Raw genomic sequence first — 19,651 nt, 5'->3', positions numbered from 1 at the left:
CCGACAATCCTACATCGTTTAGAAAAGATCAACATGCTGATCCCCCTTGAGACCAAAAGCAGGGGCATGGATCAGGCTGCGCCACTGATCCGAAACGCGAGGAGGACGCGGATCGGCCCGGTGTCCGGAAATAATTGTCTGGGAGGAGACAATGAAAGCCAGCACAACAAAGACTGGATCGTCCGTGGTAAGTATGCGGGCCTTTGACCCCGATATCGTCGGGTCAATCTTCACGCGGGTCGATATGGCCTGGTCGAAAGGGGCCACCGCCCAGTTCGTTGTGCGCGATCTGGGGGACTTGTCTCTGATCCGCTCGATGCACCGTGCAAGCGGCAGCCGCTCGCGCCGTCTGGAACGCCACATGACCGGCGATGAGGGCCACTACTTTGCCTGTATGCCGCTTCATGGATCGCTTGAGGTGCAACACCTGAATCGGGAATGCGGCCAGGGGCAAACAGGGGTTATCAAACATCAGCAGATGGCGCTGGTGAACACCAATGAAGAATATGAGATCGCAATGTCCGATGAACTGGACGCGATCTGGCTGCGCATTCCAACCGGGCTGCTGCGTGCTCATGCGATTTCGGTGGACGATCTGCTGGGCTGTCCGATTGATGTGCAAACCGGCCTTGGCCTGATGGCCAAACAGATGCTGCAAGCCGCGCTGGAAGAGGAAACCGCGCTAAGCGACCGCTGCGCGCGGGTCTTTTCACAATCTCTGGTCAGCTTTCTGGGCGAAGTCGTTACGGCAAAGCTGACCTCTGACTCCGCCTCTTCCACCCGCGGGCGGCGTATGATCCTGATGCGAGCGCAAGAATTCATCAACGAACACATATATGATGACGATCTGGACCCCGCCACCATTGCCAAGGGCGTGGGGATCAGCACGCGCTATCTGTCGGACATCTTCGCCGCAGAAGGGCTGTCACCGATGCGGTTCGTCCGTCAGCGCCGATTGGAACTGTGCCGGATGGAATTAGAGCGCCAGGGCAGCGGGCAGCAGTTGATCTGCGAAATCGCCTATTCGATGGGGTTCACCAACGTGTCCAGCTTCAACCGCGCCTTCAAAGCGCATTTCGGCCAATCGCCCCGCGAATTCATCGCAAAGAAATCCGGCACACCCAAGCGTTTGAACTGACGCAACCGAAACGCTGCCCCGCCGATCTGATGTGCAATCGGGGGGGCGGCGTTGTGTGGCCTGCGCGGTCGCAAACTGCGCACTCCCTGCACCCAACATGCAAAGTTTTTGTGCTGAGAGCGTCAAAGACACCCCTTTCGCTCTGCATAGAGTTCCTGAAACAGCGCGAGCTTTGCAGCACGCGACGGACCAGGCCGGGGCCGCTGCCCCATGCTCTGCGCATTCCTCGCATCTGCAAAGAAAGGGCCGAACGGCCCAGTGTCAGGACCAAGGGAGGAGACAGTCGTGGCATCACGAAAAAGGCCGGTTGCGGTTGTAACAGGAGGGCGACAGGGGCTTGGGCGCGGCTGCGCCATGTCGTTGGCTGAACGCGGGTTCAACATCGTTATCATCGACCTGCATGATGACGCAGCCGCGCGCGACACGTTGGCTGCGCTGCGAGAGAAGGGCGCTCAGGCTGCCTTTTTGCAGGGTGACATCGCGGATATCGACAACCATGCGCAACTGGCCCAAGCCGCCTGGGATGCGTTCGGCGGGGTAGAGTGCCTTGTCAATAACGCAGGTGTCGCGCCGGTCGAACTGGCCGATGTCCTGAGCCTGACCCCCGAAAATTTCGACCGGAACCTGAATATCAACCTGCGCGGTAATTTCTTCTTTGCGCAGGCCATTGCCCGGCTGATGGCCCAGGCTCAGAACGAAGAGACCCATCGCAGCATGGTGTTCATTACCTCGATTGCCGCCAATCACGTTTCTGTCGCGATTCCGGAATATTGTGTCTCTAAGGCGGGCCTGTCCATGGTGGCTGGCCTGTTCGCCCTGACGCTTGCCCACACCGGCATTCAGGTCCACGAAGTCCGCCCCGGTTTCATCCGCACGGCCATGACAACCCAGGGCGAGGGGTCTCCGACCGAGGCCATCGAGGCGCATATCGCCGCCGGGCATGTACCGATGAACCGCTGGGGCGAAGAAGGCGACGTGGGCGCCACGGTGGCGATGCTCGCCTCTGGTGGTCTGCCCTTTTCAGTGGGCCACCCCGTCTATGTTGACGGCGGCTACGGCATCCACACCGCATAACGGATGATCTTAGCCGGTTCCGGCCTGGCCGGCGGCGCAGAACACCGCACCCAACCAAACAATCAAAACGGGAGAGGAACCAAATGGCACTCAAACACACAGCGACTCGTGTCGGCGCAATCGCCGGGCTAAGCTTTATGGCACTGTCTGGCGCTGCATTCGCAGCCGGGCCAAGCTGCGATGGCGGCACAATCAAGATCGGATCGGTATCGACAATCACCGGACCTGTCGATTTCTCTGCAACGCCGAAAGCGACCGCAGCCTATTTCGACCAGCTTAACCAAGCCGGGGGGATCAATGGCTGCAAGGTTGAGTATTTCATGGGCGACGACCGAGGAGACCCCCTGGTAGCCACCCAGACCGCGCGCGACCTGATTGACAACAAAGGCGTTGTCGCCATGACCGGCAGCGCCAGCCTGCTGGATTGCGGGGTGAACGCGCAGCTTTATCAGCGTTCCAACGTACTGGACGTGGCGGGGCTTGCTGTCGATCCGGTGTGCTATACCGCGCCATCGGTTTCGGGCGTTGCCCCTGGACCTTATGTGCTGTCAACCGCGATGCTCTTTTATGCCAGCGAGAAGCTGGGCAATGAAAAGCTCTGTGCCTTCAATTATGTGATCGGCGGCTGGAAGGAAGCCATGGAAAACGCCATGGCCGAATGGGAACAGATCACCGGCAACACGCTGCACATTCTGGACATGACCCTGCCCGTGCAGGGCGACCTGACCCCCTATGTCATCCGGGCGCGCGATTCTGGCTGTGACGCGGTTTTCACCAATCAGGTTGAACCGGGCATCGTGCAGTTGATCAACACCGCCGACGCACAAGGGATTGAGGGTATCGACTGGGTGTTTCTGGCCTCGGGCTTTACCGAAGGCGTGGCCAGCGCCCTGAAGGACTCGCCGCAGCCGATCTATGTGGGCACCGAGTGGGAACCCTATACCCTGCGCAACGCGGCCAATCAGGGCTGGCTGGATATGATCACCCAGGCCGACATCACGCCAAGCGCCTTTTCGCAGGCCGGGTATCTGGCCGGCAAAGTCATCACAGGCGTGATCCAGAGCATCGACGGCCCGGTCAACAATGACAGTGTCGCCGCCGCGCTGCGCAGCATGGAGCCGGTCAGCTATCCCATCGCCGCCGGGCCGTTTGTGTTCGGCAAAGGGGCAACCGATGGCCCGATGCGCGCCACGAAAGTGGTGAAACTCGACGCTGGGGAATGGCGCGTGATGACGCCCGAATGGATGAACCTGCCAAGCCCCGAGTAACCCAAACCCGAGCCTGACAAGGGCCATGTGGCCCTTGTCTATGCCCGTCTCTTTCAGGATATCCCAATGGATTCATTACTAACTTCTGCTGTGGCCGGGCTTTCGGCAGGCGGCGCCTACGCGATCCTCGGGGTCTGCGTTGTCTTTACCTTTCGTCTGGTGGCGGTGGTGAATTTCACCGCAACCGCGCTGGGGGCCGTGGGGGCCTTTACCATGGTCTTTCTGATCGAGGCCGGCTATCCAACCTTCCCCGCCGTCTTGACCGGCATTGTCGCCGGGACTGTCAGTTCGGTTGTCGTGGGCTTTGTGACGACCGTCTGGTTTTCGGGTGCCAGCCAGACCGTCAAGGCCGCCGTCACTGCGGCTTTGCTTGTGTGTTTCATTGCCCTTGGTCTGCGGCTGACAGGCGGTCAGCACCCCCGCGCCTTTCCGGATCTGATCGGCGGCGAGGGGCTGCGCATCGCCGGGGTGACCATCACCGCCGCTTCGCTGTTCTCGATTGCCATGGCCGTGGTTCTGACATTCGCGGTCGAGCAATTCCTCGCCCGGACCCGCACCGGGCTGCAATTGCGGGCGCTGTCAGAAAAACCCATGGCGGCCGAGCTGCTGGGCATTCCGGTGCGTCCTCTGGCACTGGGAGTCTGGGGCCTGAGCGGCGCAATGACAACCGTTGCGCTGATGCTGATCGCACCGCTGCGGTCCCCCGATTTCGGATCGCTGAGCCTGCTGGTCGTGCCTGCCTTTGCCGCAGCGCTTGTGGGTATGTTCAACAGTTTCCGCGCGGCCCTGGCCGGCGGCATCCTGATCGGCGTGATCGAGGGCCTGGCCAGTGGCTTTGTCGAACTGGCGCAATATCGCTCTGCTGTTCCTTTCCTGGTCATTCTGGCCGTTCTGCTGTGGTCACAAAGAGGAGCCCGTTGGGATGAAGCGCGCTAGTACCCTCTCTGCTCTGAAAATCGTTGGTTCCGTTTCTGCGGTTGGGGCCCTGTGCCTGTTCATGCTGCCGAATTACTGGATTTTCCTGCTCACTGCCGTGTTTATCATCGGCATGTCACTGCAAAGCCTTGGGCTGGTGGTTGGCCGGTCCGGCATGATTTCGCTCTGTCAGATGAGCTTTGCCGGCGTTGGAGCCTGGACAGTGGGCTATCTGAACCTGATCGGCTTTCCGGGGGGATTGCTGGTGTGGATTGTGATCGGCGGTCTGGCTGCCCTGCCTTTTGGGCTGATCATCGGCCTGCCCGCGCTGCGGCTGCGCGGCATCAACCTGGCGATTGTCACGCTGGGGTTTGCCGTGGCGTTTGGCGTTGTGCTGGGCACCATCACCTATCCGGGCCAGACCACCTTTAAAATGGTCGCCCGCCCCGATCAGTTCAGCAGCGACCGGGGGTATTTTATCCTCGTGCTGGCGATTTACGTCCTTGTCGCCGTGGCGCTGGAGTTCGTGTCGCGTTCGCGGCTGGGGGCGTCCTGGCTGGCGATCAGCCATTCCGAACGCGCTGCGGCCTCGTTGGGGGTTTCGGTGCCGCGCGCCAAGCTAAGCGCCTTTGCCATCAGTTCGTTCATCGCCGGTGTTTCCGGTGGGTTGCTGGCGGGCTATATGGGCACGCTTTTGTCCGAAAACTTCTCGATGATGCAATCGCTTGTGCTGTTTGCGGTGGCTATCATGGTGGGCGCGCAATACCCGCTGGGGGCGATCCTTGGCGGCATTCTGGTCGCACTCTTCCCAGAGCTTCTGCGCCGGCTGAGCCTGCCGCAGGATCTGGGCAGCGTCGTCTTCGGCATTGGCGCGGTGCAGGCCCTTTCGACCGGCGAAACCATGAGCGAAGCCCTGGGCCGTCTGGGCCGCAAAATCATGCCCAAGCGCCTGTCCAAACCCGCGCGTAGCGCTGCCAGCACCCTGCCTGAGGCCCGCCCGGAAGGGGATCATGAAATCGCGCTGGATGTGCGCGATCTGACCGTGCGCTATGGCAATGTTGTTGCCCTTAGCAGTGCCTCGCTCACTGTGCCCAAAGGCCAGGTGATTGGGCTGATCGGACCCAACGGCGCGGGCAAATCCACCTTTGTGGACGCGATCACCGGCTTTTTGCACAGCTACGAAGGCGACGTGATTTTCCAGGGGAAAAACGTCAACGCTTTCTCGGCCACGCAGCGGGCACGAGCGGGGATCCGGCGCACATGGCAGACCACGCGCATGGCGCCTGACCTGACCGTGGGCCAGTATGTGCACTTGGCATCTGGCGGCGGGCTGAGCGATGCACAGATCAATGCCGTTCTGGATTGGCTGGAATGCCCCTGTGCCGATCAGCCGATCAGTGCCGTGGATTCCGGCGCGCGCCGTCTGCTGGATGTCGCGGGCGTTGTTGCCGCCCGCCCGCCGATCGTGCTGCTGGATGAACCGGCAGCAGGGCAGAGCTACGCAGAGGCCGTGATGCTTGGCAAGCGCATCGCCGAAATTCCGGCCCGGTTCGGATCGTCTGTCCTGCTGATCGAGCACGACATGGATCTGGTGCGCACGGCCTGTTCGGGTGTCACCGTGCTCGATTTCGGCACTGTTCTGGCCGCCGGTCCCACGCAAGAGGTGCTCGATATGCCCATTGTGAAGAAAGCCTACATGGGCATTGAATTTGAACAGGAGGCCGCCGAATGAACATTCTGGAAACCGCCGATCTTGTGATCAAACGTGTCGGAATACCCGTTGTCAAAGAGGTGGACATCATCGCGCGCGCCGGGGAAATCAGTGTTCTGCTTGGCGCGAATGGCGCGGGGAAAACCACGCTGCTGGAAGGTATTTCAGGCGTGGCACCTGTGGCCAGCGGCACGATCAAGCTTGCCGGGAACGACCTGTCGAAAATGAAGGCCGGTAAGCGCGCGCTTTCGGGTGTGGGCCATGTGGAGCAGGGGCGCACGATTTTCGGCACCATGACCACCGAGGAAAATCTCAGGGTTGGGCTGCACAAGGATTCCAGCCTCGATGAAGTCTATGAGCTTTTCCCCGAGCTTCTGGCCCGCAGGGATGTGCTGTCCATGATGTTATCCGGCGGCGAGCAACAGATGGTTGTGATCGGGCGGGCGCTTGTCGGCCGTCCGCGCGTGGTGCTGATCGACGAGATGTCGGCAGGTCTTGCGCCCGTTGTCGTCAGCCGGCTGATGAAGGGCGTGCGCCGTCTGGCCGATCAGGGCCTTGCCGTTGTGCTTGTAGAGCAATTCGCCAATCTCGCGCTTGAGATCGGCGACAGGGCCTATGTGATGCGCCGCGGCGCAATCGTTTACGAAGGCGATTGCCAGACGCTGATCTCCGATCCTGACCGGCTGCATCATCTGTATCTCGGCGATCTGGGGGACAGCGCGGCCTAGCGCCCGGCCGTTCATCACATCCGGCCCGACGGGCCCCACACAAACACGACAGCGCCACAAGACGGCGCAAAAATCCAACTGAGAGGAAAAGCTTGTGAGTTCTGGAAAGCTTGACGGCAAAGTGGCGATCGTAACGGGCGCAGCCAGTGGCATTGGCCGAGCGGTTGCCGTGCTTTTTGCCAAAAAGGGCGCGGCGGTTCTGTTGGCCGATCTGAACGATTGCAATGAAACGCTGTCGTTGATCCAGGCCGCCGGTGGCACCGCGCAGGCAGTGAAGGTGGATACCACCTCGGAGGACGCGTGCCGCGCGATGGTGGCAAGCGCCGTCAAAGCGTTTGGCCGCGTGGATACGGGCGTCTTTGCGGCGGGCATCCGCCTGGATCCCATCCCGATGCTTGAGCTGAAGATGGACACGTTCCGCCGGATGATCGACATCAACATGATCGGCGTTCTGCATTCCGCCCAAGCCCTTGCCAGGCAGCTTGTTCAACAAGGCGAAGGCGGCACGATTGTGAACATTGCCTCTACCGCGGGCAAAATACCGATCCCCGGATCTGGCCCCTACTGCATGGCCAAAGCGGGCGTCATCATGATGACAAAGGTGATGGCGCTGGAACTTGCCGAAACCGGAGTGCGCGTGAACGCGCTTGCGCCGGGGTTCACCTCAACCCCCATGTGGGATTTCGAAAAAGGCACCGAAGAAGACAAGTGGGCAATGAGCCTGACCCCCATGAACCGCACCGGCACAGCCGAAGAACAGGCGCAGGCCTGTCTGTTCCTGGCCAGCAGCGACAGCAGCTATACCACTGGCCAGACGCTGTATTCCGCTGGCGGCCAATTCGTTGATTAAAGAGGCCACAATGGACAAGCGTTCAATTTTCATTACCGGAGCAGGCTCGGGTATTGGGGCTGAAACCGCCCGTCTTTTCGCGGCAAATGGATGGCGTGTTGGCCTGGCTGATCGCGATGAGAACGCGGTAAAGGCTCTGGCCCGCGCGCTTGGTGCACCGGCACGGGCCTACGGCATCGACGTACAAAGCCGCACGGACATCCGCGCTGCACTGGAAAGCTTTACAGCCGAAGGCGGCGCCCTACATGCCATTTTCAATTGTGCCGGGTTGCTCGATATGCACCCCTTTGCCAAGGCAGACCCGGACCGGCTGGATGCAATTGTGGATGTGAACGTAAAAGGCGTGATCCATTGCATCCACGAAGCCCTGCCTTTCCTGCGCGCCACCGATGAAGCCCGCATAATCACCATGAGCTCGGCCGCTGCGATCTATGGCGTGCCCGATCTGGCTGTCTATTCGGCGAGCAAATTCGCCGTGCGCGGCCTTACCGAAGCGCTGAACGTAGAATTCGAAGCAATGGGCATCTGGGTGTGCGACGTGATGGTGGGGTATGTCGATACGCCCATGCTCTCGGCGGCAGATGTCACGGCAAAATCGGTTGGGATGGCGGGTATTAACGTGACGCCTCAGATGGTGGCTCGGACGGTCTTGGCCGCAACCGAAGACCGACAGGTCCATTGGTTCGTGCGCGAAGATGACAGGGACGCCTGTAACCACTTCGACTCTACCCCGATAGAGAAACGGCGCGAGATTATCGCCACCGCCACGGGCTACTGAGCGCCAAATGTTCCGCCGATGCAAAAGAATTGTGCCTGCGGGGCGAAAGCAGAAATCAGCCGCCGCCTAGCATGACCGGGAAACGCAGGAAAGTCTCTGAACGGTGCGCCTATCTGCGCCCGGACAGACACATATGCGCCAGCCAGAGACCGGCGCAAATGGGAGAGGAAAACGATGAAAGATACCGAAACCACGATGCCAGACATGGCCGTCGGGATGGAAACGCGTCGGATCGAAGTAAACGGCGTTTCCGTCACCTATCATGAGGCAGGGCAGGCCAATACGGACACCGCGCCGATTGTGCTGATCCATGGATCTTCCGGGTCTACTTTGGGGCACTTTGGCTTCGTCTTTCCGATGCTTGCGGTACGCCATCGGGTGATCTCGGTCGATCTTGCGATGCCGGTCGCCGAGGGCGAAAAACTGGAGCTGGAGCATATCGAAGCCCAGGTGCTGGCCGTGATGAAAGAGACCTGCGGCAACACGCCAGTGACGCTGCTTGGCTTTTCTCTTGGGGCTGTTGTCGCTGCGTTCCTTGCGGCCCGCAACCCCAAGAGCGTTGAAAACCTTGTGCTGCTGGCGGGCTGGGCCAAGACCGATACGATGATGACCTTCTTCAATCGCACCTGGTTTGCCCTGCGCAATGCAGGCGTGCCCGAAATCAACGATTACACGATCTACGCCGCGTTCGGCGCGCCGTTCCTGGCCGATAAAACGATTGAAATGATGACGGCGGGCGCGATGCCGCTTGATGCCTTTGTAGATGCTCAGATGGAACTGAACGCCCGCATCGACATCTCGGATCTGGTGCCGCAGATCAAGGCCAGGACTCTGGTGATCGCGGGCACCTATGACCAGATGGTCGCCAAGCACCACTGTCGCGCGCTGTTCGGGATGATCGACGATGCCCGCTATGCCGAGGTCGGTTCAGGGCACGCCGTGGTGTTTGAACGCGCCGCCGAAGTCACGCGGCTTGTCGATCGGTTCAACATGAACCCCAACGAATACGCCGCCGGCGACACCATCCCCGCGATCAAACCCTAAGCCCTGGAGGAGACCAAGATGACCGACAACAGCATCATTCACGAGACGTCTATCATCATCGTCGGCGCCGGCTTTGGCGGGCTGGGCATGGCGATGAAGCTGAAAGAGCACGGGATGGACGATTTCGTCATCCTTGAACGCGCAGAGGATGTCGGCGGCGCCTGGCGCGACAACACCTATCCCGGTGTGGCCTGCGATGTGCCTTCGCATCTTTACTCTTTTTCCTACATGCCCAAGCCCGACTGGTCGCGCGTGTTCTCGCCCGGCGGTGAAATCTGGGACTACCTGCGCGATTGCGCCAGCAAATCGGGGCTGGTGCCGCATATCCATTTCGGCGCGAATCTGGAAAAGGCATCCTGGGACGAACAGACAAACCTATGGACCGTCGAAACGCCCCTGGGCACCTGGCGGGCCAGGTTCCTGATCACCGCAACGGGCGTTCTGGCAGATGCCGTTCTGCCTGATATTCCGGGCATGGACGGGTTTACGGGCGCTGCTTTCCATTCCTCGAAATGGGATCATTCGGTATGTCTTGAAGGCAAGCGCGTGGGCATTGTGGGATCCGGCGCATCCGCCATTCAGATCGTACCCGAGCTGACCAAGCTGGCCAAAGAGCTTGTCGTCTTTCAACGCTCGGCACCCTATATCATCCCACGTCCGGATCGCGCCTATACCGATGCCGAAAAACGCACCTTCGCGCGCCTGCCCGAGACAATGGAAAACCTGCGCGAGGATATCTTCTGGTTTGGCGAATCGATGTTCGCGCAGCGCCGCAATGTGCCCACGGCAGTGGCCGAAGCGCGCACCATGGCGCTGAGCCATCTGGCTGATCAGGTTCCGAACGAGACACTGCGCGCTGGTCTGACGCCAGACTATGAAATCGGCTGTAAACGTGTGCTGATCGCCAACACCTACTACCCCAGTTTCAACGAAGATCACGTCACTTTGGAAACCTCGGCCCTGGCCAGCGTGGATGTCGGCACGGCCAAAGCCGTCAGCGGCAACGCATACGATCTGGATGTGCTTGTCTTCGCCACCGGCTTCGAAGCGCCCGAACCGCCCGTCGCCCATCTGGTGCACGGCAAGGGGGGCAAGCGTCTGGTCGATCAGTGGGATCGCGGAATGCAGGCCTATGATTCCACCGCCATTCCTGGCTTTCCGAATATGTTCATGGTGCTTGGTCCCAACACGGGGCTTGGCCACCACACGATGGTGTTCATGATCGAAGCACAGGTGGATTACATCCTTGGGGCGCTCGATTTCATGCAGCAAAAAGGGCTCGATGTGCTCGAAGCCAAACCCGAAGCGGAGGCCGAATATCTCGAAGGGATCGACGCACGGGCACAAGGCACCGTGTGGGTCGAGGGCGGGTGCAAGTTCTGGTACCGCGATCCGCGTAGCGACCGCCTCACCGTACTCTGGCCCGATTTCGCCTATGCCTTCCGCGACGAGAACGGCACGTTCCATCCCGAAGGCTACACCGGCACTCCCGCCACGACAGCCGCTGAATAAGGAAGAGGTTTCATGCTCAAAGGGAAGACAATCATCGTCACTGGCGTGTCCTCCGGCATCGGACAAGAGACAGCGCGCCAGGTGGCTGCCGCCGGCGGCAAAGTGATCGGCGTCGATCGGAATGCGCCCTCGGTTAAGGTAGATGCGTTTCATCAGGTGGATCTGACGGACGAAGCCGCGCTCGATACGCTTATTGCGGATCTCAAGGATGTGCAGGCGGATGGCCTGGCGAATATCGCCGGCGTTCCGCCCACCGCGCGGCCAGAAACCGTTGTGACCGTCAATCTTGTGGCGCTGAAACGGCTCACGCTCGGGCTTATCGACAGCCTGGCCGAGGGCGCGTCAATCGTGAACCTGGCCTCGCTGGCCGGGATCGGATGGGAAGCCGAAGTGGCAAAGATCAAGGCCGCCGAGGGGCTGACCCATGCCGATGTACCCGCGTTCTGCGATGCAAATGGCATCACGGAGGAGAACAGTTATTTCTTTACCAAACAAGCGGTTGTCGCCTGGACACATGAAAACCGCTGGACGTGGCGCGCCCGCGGCATCCGCATGAATGCGGTCAGCCCCGGCCCGGTTGAAACACCTATCCTGAAGGACTTTCTTGAGACGCTGGGAGAGCGCGCCGAAGAAGACACGCGCATCATGGACCGGCCCGGCACCCCACAGGACATCGCGCCGGTTGTGACCTTCCTACTGTCGCCGGGGTCTGTTTGGCTGCGCGGCACCAATATTGCCACCGATGGCGGGATGCGCGCCAACATTGACGCCACATCCAACGGGCTGAATTGAGAAGAGGGCTTCATGAACACCGAACTGCTGATCGCCGGGAAACGCATTCCGGCCAAAGATGGCCGCACATATGACCGCAGCAACCCCGTCACCGGGACGCTGGCAACACGCGCCGCCGCCGGCAGCGTCGAGGACGCAAAGGCCGCTGTTGCCGCCGCGCAGGCGGCCTTCCCCGCCTGGTCTGCCACCGGCCCGGCCGAGCGGCGCGCGATCCTCGGCAAAGCTGCCGACATTCTGGAAAGCCGCTCGGGCGATTTCGTGCAGGCCATGCAGCGCGAAACCGGCGCCACCGGCGTCTGGGCAGGGTTCAACGCACATCTTGCGACGGGCATTCTGCGCGAAGCCGCGGCAATGACCACTCAGATAAACGGCGAAGTGATCCCGGCCAACAAACCGGGCACGCTGGCGATGTCGGTGCCGCGCCCGCGCGGGGTCTGCCTTGGGATTGCGCCGTGGAATGCCCCCGTAATTCTGGGCGTGCGCGCGGTGGCGATGCCCTTGGCCTGCGGGAATACAACGATCCTGAAGGCCTCCGAAATGTGCCCCCAGACGCATGTGCTGATCGGCGACTGTCTGGTTGAGGCCGGACTGCCAGAAGGCGCGATCAACGTGCTGACCAACGATCCCGCCGATGCGCCCGACATCGTGCGCACGCTGATCGAAGCCCCCGAAGTGCGCCACGTCAATTTCACCGGATCGTCTGACGTTGGGCGCATTATTGGCCGTCTTGCCGGCGAAAACCTCAAACCCTCGCTGCTGGAACTGGGCGGCAAGGCCCCTCTGGTGGTGCTGGAGGATGCCGACCTGGATGGCGCGGTGAACGCGGCCATTTTCGGGGCCTTCATGAACCAGGGCCAGATTTGCATGTCAACCGAACGGATCATCGTTGTCGAGGCCATCGCCGATGCCTTCGTCGCCCGGCTGTCAGAACGGGCGGCAGAGCTGCCATGGGGCGATCCTGCGGCGGGCGATGTGGTGCTTGGCGCGCTTGTCACCCCTGAAAGCGGCGCGAAAATGAAGGCGCTTCTGGCCGATGCGGAATCCAAGGGCGCCAGGCGCGTGGCGGGCGGCGCGGGCAAAGGCGCGCTGCATTCGGCCACGCTGCTTGATCATGTCACCCCCCAGATGCGCATCTATACCGAGGAAAGCTTTGGCCCGGTCAAGTCGATCATCCGCGTGGCCGACACCGAGCAAGCCGTGCGCGTGGCCAATGACACCGCATATGGCCTTGCTGCGGCCGTGTTCAGCCAGGACATCACCCAGGCGATCGCAGTAGCCAATCGCCTGCACAGCGGAATCTGCCACATCAACGGCCCCACCGTATCGGACGAGCCTCAAATGCCCTTCGGCGGCGTAAAGGATTCTGGTTATGGGCGTTTCGGCGGCAAGGCGGCGATCAATGAGTTCACCGACTTGCGGTGGATCACCATCGAAGACCCCGGCCAGCACTATCCGTTTTGATCGGCTTGGAAAGGCATGTCATGTCAGACGATCTGATACCGGCCCTGATCACTGGGGCGTCCAGCGGGCTTGGGGCTCATTTCGGGCGGGTGCTGGCCGCGAATGGTTTCCATGTTATCCTGGCCGCGCGACGCAAAGCCAAGGTGACCGCATTGGCCGACGCGCTGAACGCCGAAGGCAAAAGCGCCGAGGCCATTGAACTGGACGTCGCCAATGCGGCATCGGTCACGGCGGCTTTTGCAGCGATGTCACGCGCCCCGGACGTGGTGATCAACAACGCCGGAATTGCCGGAGAAGGCACAGCACTGGAAATGCCCGAAGAGGTATTCACGCAAGTGCTCGATACCAATCTCAAAGGTGTTTTTTTGGTCTCGCAAGCGGCCGCGCGCGCCATGAAAAAGCGCGGCTCGGGCGGTGCAATCGTGAATATCGCTTCGATTCTCGGGCTGCGGGTGGCTGGCGGGGTTTCGGCCTATAGCGCCTCCAAAGCAGCGCTGGTGCAACTGACCAGGGCACAGGCGCTTGAATGGGCGCGCTATGGTATCCGCGTGAATGCGCTCTGTCCCGGCTATATCGAAACCCCGCTGAACCGCGCGTTTTTCGAAACCGACCCAGGCAAAGCCCTGGTTCGGCGCATTCCCCAGCGCCGGCTTGGGCAGCTTGCAGACCTTGACGCGCCTTTGCTGATGCTGCTGTCGCCCGGCGCGGCCTATCTGACCGGCTGCGCGCTGCCCGTGGATGGCGGCCATCTTGTTTCTAGCCTCTGAGGAGACCCATGGATTTCACTCTTTCCCCCGCGGTAGAAGATTACCGCGCCCGCATCGCTGCATTCGTTGAAACGGAAATTCTGCCGGTAGAGGCCGACAGAACGTCATTTGATGCGCATGGCAATATCACCGAAACCGCGCTGGAGCCGCTGCGCGCCAAGGCCAAGGCTCAGGGGCTGTGGGCGTTGCAGGTCTCGCCTGAATGGGGGGGGCAGGGCCTGGGTAAGATGGGCATGGCCGTGTGCTATGAGGAAATGAACCGTTCAATTTTCGGGTCCGTGGTGTTCAATTCCGCCGCGCCGGACGACGGCAACATGATGATGCTCGACATGCTTGGCACCGAGGATCAGAAAAAGCGCTGGCTTACCCCGATTGTGAACGGCGATGTGCGTTCCGCCTTTGCCATGACCGAGCCGCACCCCGGTGGCGGCTCGGATCCGGGTATGATCCAGACACATGCCAGACGCGAGGGCGATACGTGGCTGATCGAAGGGCGTAAATGGTTCATTACCGGCGCCGAGGGCGCCGCGCATTTCACGCTGATGGCCCGCACGTCTGACGATCCGCGCACGGGCCTGACGGCATTCCAGTTCCACAAGGACGCGCCCGGCTGGCATATCGCGCGCCGCATCCCCATCATGGGCCCCGAAGAGCACGGCGGGCACTGCGAAATCGTGTTCGACGGGCTCCGCGTCCCCGATAAGGATATTCTCGTGGGGGTTGGCCGGGGGCTCAAGGTTACTCAGGCACGTCTGGGTCCGGCCCGCCTGACGCATTGTATGCGCTGGTTGGGCCTGTCCAAACGCTGCGTTGAAATCGCCACCGACTATGCCTCCAGTCGCATGGGGTTTGGCATCCGCCTGATCGAACGCGAGAGCGTGCAGATGATGCTGGGCCAACTGGCGATGGACATCGAAATAGGGCGGCTGCTGGTGATGAAGGCCGCCTATGAAATTGACCAAGGCCGCTATGGACAGAAAGAAGTGTCGATGGCGAAAATCCACGTTGCCAACCTGCTACATCAGGCAGCCGACACCGCGATCCAGCTTAACGGCGCGCGGGGCTATTCCACCGACACGCCGCTTGAATGGATCTATCGCTACGCCCGCCAGGCGCGTCTTGTCGATGGCGCAGACGAGGTACACCGTATGGTGCTCAGCCGTCATCTGAACCAGTTAAAGCGCGATTTCTGGTCGTGGGATGTGACAGGCACCGCGTCCGATGGGTGATCTTCTGCCGCGTTTCAAGGCCAACCACCGCCCCCTGACCCCTGTGGATTTTCTCGATAGGGCGGTAGAGGCGTTCCCAAACCGCACGGCGGTGATCTGGCAGGGCCGCAGCTGGAGCTACGCCGAACTGGGCGGCATCGTGGCCGCGATGATCGACACGCTGCGCGCCCATGGCGTCGGGCAGGGCGATGTGGTGGCCATCATGAGCAGTAACCGCCCTGAAATGCTGGCCGCGCATTACGCCATTCCGGCGCTCGGCGCGGCGGTGAATGCGCTCAATACACGGCTTGATCCGTCCGTTGTGGAATACATTCTCAACCATTCTGAGGCCAAAGTCGTTCTGACCGATCCCGCTGGGGCAGAAGTGGCAGGCCCCGCCGCCCAGCAGGCCGGTCTGGCCTGCCTGGTCTTTGCCCCAGATCACGGCACCGCTGACGGCCTGAGCCTGCTGGATGCACCGCCTGTCACCCAGGCGAACTTTGCCGAAGAGGTGCGCGATGAGTTCATGCCGATCGCGATTAACTATACGTCGGGCACAACGGGCAAGCCCAAGGGCGTGCTGCTGAACCATCGCGGGGCCTATCTGAATTCGCTGGGCAATGTAATCTCGCTTGGGTTCACATCGCAGTCCGTGTATCTTTGGACGCTGCCCATGTTTCATGTGAACGGCTGGAGCCACACCTGGGCCGTCACCGCCGTTGGCGGCGTGCATGTTTGCCTGGATAAGGTGGTGCCCGCAGACATTTTTGCGCTGATTGCCCGGCACGGTGTCACTCATATGGCCTGCGCGCCGGTGGTGCTCTATATGCTTCTGAATGACCCCTCAAAAAGCTTGCGCGACCCGTCGCGCCCGCTGCGGGTGGCCAGTGGCGGGGCGGCCCCCACAAGCGCTCTGATTGCCCAGATGCAGACGCTTGGCATTGAATTCATTCATCTTTACGGGCTGACCGAATGTTTCGGCCCCACCACGATGCGCAAGATCAGCAACGAAGAATCCGGTGAAAGCAGCGCAGCACAGGCCCGGCTGCTTTCTCGTCAGGGTACGCGCCATATCACGGCGAACCTGCTGCGCGTGGTCGATCCGCACGGCAATGATGTCCCCGCCGATGGCGCGACTCTGGGCGAGATTGTGCTGCGCGGCAACACGGTGATGTCCGGTTACCATAAAGACGCCCAGGCCACGCAGAAAGCCTTTGCCGGCGGTGTGCTTCATACCGGCGATCTGGCGGTGCGCCATCCCGACAATCAGATTGAAATCCGCGATCGCGCCAAGGACCTGATCATTTCAGGCGGCGAGAATATTTCCAGTCTGGAGGTAGAAGAAGCGCTGCATCGTCACCCCGCGATCTCGCTGGCTGCTGTTGTCGCCGCGCCAGACCCGAAATGGGGCGAAATCCCCTGCGCCTTTATCGAACCACACCCCGGTGCCGAGCTTGACGCGACCGAGCTGTCCCTCTTCTGCCGCGAGCATCTGGCGCATTTCAAAATCCCCCGCCGCTTTGTGTTTACCGAACTGCCCAAAACAGCCACCGGGAAAATTCAGAAATTCGCGCTTCGGGAAACCGCCAAATCCGTTCACCCGCAGGAGACAAAAGCATGACCCTCGATACACAAATCACGGTGAACGGCACCCTGGATTTCACGCCCGGCCCATTGGTCGATTTCCTGCGCGATACGTTCGATGCGCCAGGCGCGCCCGTATCGTTCGAGCGCATCAGCGGCGGACAGTCCAACCCCACCTACAAGGTGCGCCTGGGCACGCAGAGGATGATCCTACGCAAACAGCCGCCGGCAATCGTTGCGAAAGGGGCCCATGCGATTGACCGTGAATACCGTGTTCAGCAGGCGCTTGAATCCACAGATGTACCCGTGCCCAAAGCCATCCATTTTCACGATGACCCCCGCCTGATCGGCACCCCGTTTTACCTGATGGAATTTCTGGATGGGCGCGTGTTTGGCGACGCCCGGATGCCCGGTATTTCGCCCCACGAGCGGCACGCCTGCTATCTTTCCGTGGCCCAGACGCTTGCGCGGCTTCATGCGGTGCGGCCCGATGAAATCGGCCTGGGCGATTTCGGACGCCCCGGCGGCTATTTCAAACGGCAGGTGCGCCGCTGGTCAGAGCAGCTTGACACCACAAGCCTGACGGGGCTTGACGCTCTTTTCGTGCTGCGCGATCGCATTCAGGCCAGCCTGCCCGAGGACGACGGCGCGGTGTCCATCGCCCATGGCGATTTCCGCATCGGGAACATGATGTTTCACCCCACCCAGCCCCGCGTGATCGCTGTGCTGGATTGGGAGCTGTCCACCATCGGCCATCCGCTGGCTGACCTGGGCTTTTGCTGTATGCCCTGGAACACCAGTTCCGACGAATATGGCGGCATTCTCGATCTTGATCGCGACGCGCTTGGCATCCCCACCGAGCAAGAGTTCACCGCGCAGTATCACAAACATCTACCACAGGTCGCGCCGCTTGAACCGTTCCATAAGGCCTTTGCTCTCTTTCGGTTTGCCGTGATTTTCGTGGGCATCGCGGATCGTGCGCAGGCGGGCGTGGCTTCGGGCGACAATGCTGCCTCGCTTGCGCCCCTGGCCCGGCAATTCGCGATCCGTGCAAACGCCATTCTGGACGCCGCCGGGCAGAGCAAACCGTGACCACCGTCGCGCGGGAACACCGCGCGACGGCTTTGCCTTCCACGTCATCCCCATGTAGCCATTGCCCGCCCTCAATTCTGCAAGCATCCTTTGCAATCGCCTGCTTTTGGTCTTGTCTCGCTTTGCGCTGATACGACGGCCTTGCGTCATGTGCATCTGACGAAACCCTGCGGGCGCTATCCGCGCTTGGTGCGGGACATGTAACTCTGTTTCAAGGCAGCCATGTCCCCTGTTTCCATGCAGTCTCGTGGCGGTGTGAAACCGTCGGCAATCATGCGGCGCGCCAGCATATGCTCGCCTGCGCTGTTCAGTGTTTCACAGGCCACCAGCTTGCCGTCCTTCAGATGGTAAACGGATTTCACCCGCCCTTCGGTATCGACGGCCTGAAGACGTTCGGTATTTTCGGGGGCCAGCCCCGCGATCTGAAGCTTGACCGTCCCGATATCCGACCAGAACCATGGCAGCGCGGTGTATTCGGTTGGCAAACCCGTCAGCGTCTGCGCCAATGCCCGCGCCTGATCCGTTGCGTTCTGCACCGATTCCAGCCGCATCCGTCGCCCCAGATGAGACTGAGGAAAGCTAACGCAATCGCCAATGGCATAGACATGCGCAGCGCTGGTTTTCATGTATTGGTCAACCACGATGCCATTTTCCGTTGCAATCCCCGCATCGCGCGCCAAATCGACCAGAGGCACAGCCCCCACCCCCACCAGCACCAAATCGGCCGGCAGAGTCCCCGAAGACAAGCGCACCGCGCTGACACCTCCGTTCTGCCCCTCGATCGCGCGGACGGTTTCCGAGAAATGAAGACGCACCCCCATTTGCGTCAGATATTGCGCCACGGCTTGGGCAATCGGTTCACTGACGGCGCGCCCCAGCAGACCGGGGGCCAGTTCGATCACATCCACCTCCAGGCCGCGGGCTTTCAGCATGGCTGCGGCCTCCAGCCCGATGAACCCTCCGCCGATCAGTACGGCCCGGCGGGCCTGGGGCAGCTCTTTGCGCAGGGCCCTGGCATCTTGTGCCGTCCGCAATGAATGCACCCCAGACAGATCCGCCCCCGCGACAGGCAGGTCGCGTGCACGCGTTCCCGTGGCCAGAACCAGCTGATCATAGCCCTGGGCCGTGCCATCCGAATACACCACGCTGCAGGCCGCAGTATCCACGCGCGCCACAGTCCGCCCCAAATCCAGCGCAATGTCATTGGCCTGATAGAAGGTTTCGGCCCGCAGCAATTGCAAAGAGGCATCCGGCGTCTTCATAAAAGACTTGGACAAAGGGGGTTTGTGATACGGAATATCCGGATCCGCCGAGACAAGACGCAATGCCCCCTCATATCCGGTCTCGCGCAGGGTGGCGGCCAGTTGAACGCCCGCGTGGCCTGCCCCGACAATCACAATCCCGGCCATGGCTTATCCCCCCATAACCTGAAACACGGTTCCCGCAATCTGATCCGAAACCGCGATCTGACAGGTCAGTCGGCTGTTGTCGCGCATCTCTTCGGCGGTGAATTCCAGCGTATCCGTCTCGGCGCTTTCCATCGCGGGCAAACCGCCCGGAGCCTCGATCACAAGGCAATGGCAGGTCGCACACATGCAAGAGCCCCCGCATTCCGCATCAATGCCTTCGACACCTGCGACCGTCGCCGCCTGCATGACGCTTTCGCCGGGTGTTGCCTCGATTTCGCGGCGGTTTCCCGACGGTTCGATAAAGATCAGTTTTGTCATGT

General features: G+C 61.1%; 18 protein-coding genes. 16 read left to right on the top strand and 2 right to left on the bottom strand.

The genetic code is table 11. The features are described from left to right. Positions 1-151 precede the first annotated feature (151 nt). The 16 genes from ACP15O_RS14255 to ACP15O_RS14180 all read left to right on the top strand — a co-directional run bounded on the left by ACP15O_RS14255 (position 152) and on the right by ACP15O_RS14180 (position 17,922). Positions 152-1,138: a helix-turn-helix domain-containing protein gene (locus ACP15O_RS14255; RefSeq protein WP_425096786.1), complete on the top strand. Its 987-nt coding sequence runs from the start codon at positions 152-154 to the stop codon at positions 1,136-1,138. Positions 1,139-1,348: 210 nt separating this feature from the next. Then, entirely contained in the window at positions 1,349-2,212 is an 864-nt protein-coding gene (locus ACP15O_RS14250) for a 3-ketoacyl-ACP reductase (RefSeq protein WP_425096785.1), read from the top strand. 83 nt (positions 2,213-2,295) lie between these two features. Further along, on the top strand, positions 2,296-3,480 hold the full coding sequence (locus ACP15O_RS14245) for an ABC transporter substrate-binding protein (protein WP_425096784.1): 1,185 nt from the start codon (positions 2,296-2,298) through the stop codon (positions 3,478-3,480). A gap of 66 nt (positions 3,481-3,546) precedes the next feature. After that, on the top strand, positions 3,547-4,416 hold the full coding sequence (locus tag ACP15O_RS14240; RefSeq protein ID WP_425096783.1) for a branched-chain amino acid ABC transporter permease: 870 nt from the start codon (positions 3,547-3,549) through the stop codon (positions 4,414-4,416). Next, entirely contained in the window at positions 4,403-6,127 is a 1,725-nt protein-coding gene (locus tag ACP15O_RS14235; protein ID WP_425096782.1) for a branched-chain amino acid ABC transporter ATP-binding protein/permease, read from the top strand. Before ACP15O_RS14240 ends, ACP15O_RS14235 begins: the two co-directional genes overlap by 14 nt. Then, on the top strand, positions 6,124-6,834 hold the full coding sequence (locus ACP15O_RS14230) for an ABC transporter ATP-binding protein (protein WP_425096781.1): 711 nt from the start codon (positions 6,124-6,126) through the stop codon (positions 6,832-6,834). Before ACP15O_RS14235 ends, ACP15O_RS14230 begins: the two co-directional genes overlap by 4 nt. A gap of 94 nt (positions 6,835-6,928) precedes the next feature. Beyond that, positions 6,929-7,684 carry an SDR family NAD(P)-dependent oxidoreductase gene (locus ACP15O_RS14225; protein WP_425096780.1) on the top strand — a complete coding sequence of 252 codons (756 nt, stop codon included), beginning with the start codon at positions 6,929-6,931 and terminating at the stop codon, positions 7,682-7,684. A gap of 10 nt (positions 7,685-7,694) precedes the next feature. After that, positions 7,695-8,462, top strand: a complete 768-nt coding sequence (locus ACP15O_RS14220; RefSeq protein ID WP_425096779.1) for an SDR family oxidoreductase — start codon at positions 7,695-7,697, stop codon at positions 8,460-8,462. A 174-nt stretch (positions 8,463-8,636) separates the two neighbouring features. Then, positions 8,637-9,506: an alpha/beta fold hydrolase gene (locus ACP15O_RS14215; protein ID WP_425096778.1), complete on the top strand. Its 870-nt coding sequence runs from the start codon at positions 8,637-8,639 to the stop codon at positions 9,504-9,506. Positions 9,507-9,524: 18 nt separating this feature from the next. Next, a complete protein-coding gene (locus tag ACP15O_RS14210) occupies positions 9,525-11,018 on the top strand; it encodes a flavin-containing monooxygenase (RefSeq protein ID WP_425096777.1) in 1,494 nt (497 codons plus the stop codon). Positions 11,019-11,030: 12 nt separating this feature from the next. Beyond that, positions 11,031-11,810, top strand: a complete 780-nt coding sequence (locus tag ACP15O_RS14205) for a coniferyl-alcohol dehydrogenase (RefSeq protein WP_425096776.1) — start codon at positions 11,031-11,033, stop codon at positions 11,808-11,810. Positions 11,811-11,822: 12 nt separating this feature from the next. Further along, on the top strand, positions 11,823-13,271 hold the full coding sequence (locus ACP15O_RS14200) for an aldehyde dehydrogenase (RefSeq protein WP_425096775.1): 1,449 nt from the start codon (positions 11,823-11,825) through the stop codon (positions 13,269-13,271). Between the two features lie 20 nt (positions 13,272-13,291). After that, on the top strand, positions 13,292-14,038 hold the full coding sequence (locus tag ACP15O_RS14195) for an SDR family NAD(P)-dependent oxidoreductase (protein WP_425096774.1): 747 nt from the start codon (positions 13,292-13,294) through the stop codon (positions 14,036-14,038). 8 nt (positions 14,039-14,046) lie between these two features. After that, positions 14,047-15,267 (top strand): acyl-CoA dehydrogenase family protein, encoded by a 1,221-nt coding sequence (locus ACP15O_RS14190; RefSeq protein ID WP_425096773.1) that lies wholly within the window; start codon positions 14,047-14,049, stop codon positions 15,265-15,267. Beyond that, entirely contained in the window at positions 15,260-16,867 is a 1,608-nt protein-coding gene (locus ACP15O_RS14185) for an AMP-binding protein (protein WP_425096772.1), read from the top strand. Before ACP15O_RS14190 ends, ACP15O_RS14185 begins: the two co-directional genes overlap by 8 nt. Next, the gene (locus tag ACP15O_RS14180; RefSeq protein ID WP_425096771.1) at positions 16,864-17,922 is read left to right on the top strand and encodes a phosphotransferase family protein; all 1,059 of its coding nucleotides are present in this window, start codon (positions 16,864-16,866) and stop codon (positions 17,920-17,922) included. Before ACP15O_RS14185 ends, ACP15O_RS14180 begins: the two co-directional genes overlap by 4 nt. A gap of 176 nt (positions 17,923-18,098) precedes the next feature. Here the strand turns inward: ACP15O_RS14180 and ACP15O_RS14175 are convergent, their stop codons facing one another. Together ACP15O_RS14175 and ACP15O_RS14170 are read right to left on the bottom strand one after the other, a co-directional pair. Then, positions 18,099-19,331, bottom strand: a complete 1,233-nt coding sequence (locus ACP15O_RS14175; RefSeq protein ID WP_425096770.1) for an NAD(P)/FAD-dependent oxidoreductase — start codon at positions 19,329-19,331, stop codon at positions 18,099-18,101. A 3-nt stretch (positions 19,332-19,334) separates the two neighbouring features. After that, entirely contained in the window at positions 19,335-19,649 is a 315-nt protein-coding gene (locus tag ACP15O_RS14170) for a 2Fe-2S iron-sulfur cluster-binding protein (RefSeq protein ID WP_425096769.1), read from the bottom strand. Positions 19,650-19,651: the final 2 nt, after the last annotated feature.

Source organism: Youngimonas ophiurae (nom. illeg.) (genome assembly GCF_049803795.1).
Classification (GTDB): domain Bacteria; phylum Pseudomonadota; class Alphaproteobacteria; order Rhodobacterales; family Rhodobacteraceae; genus Thalassobius.
The sequence above is the reverse complement of the archived record's forward strand: the minus strand, read 5'-3'. Positions and strand labels throughout refer to the sequence as shown.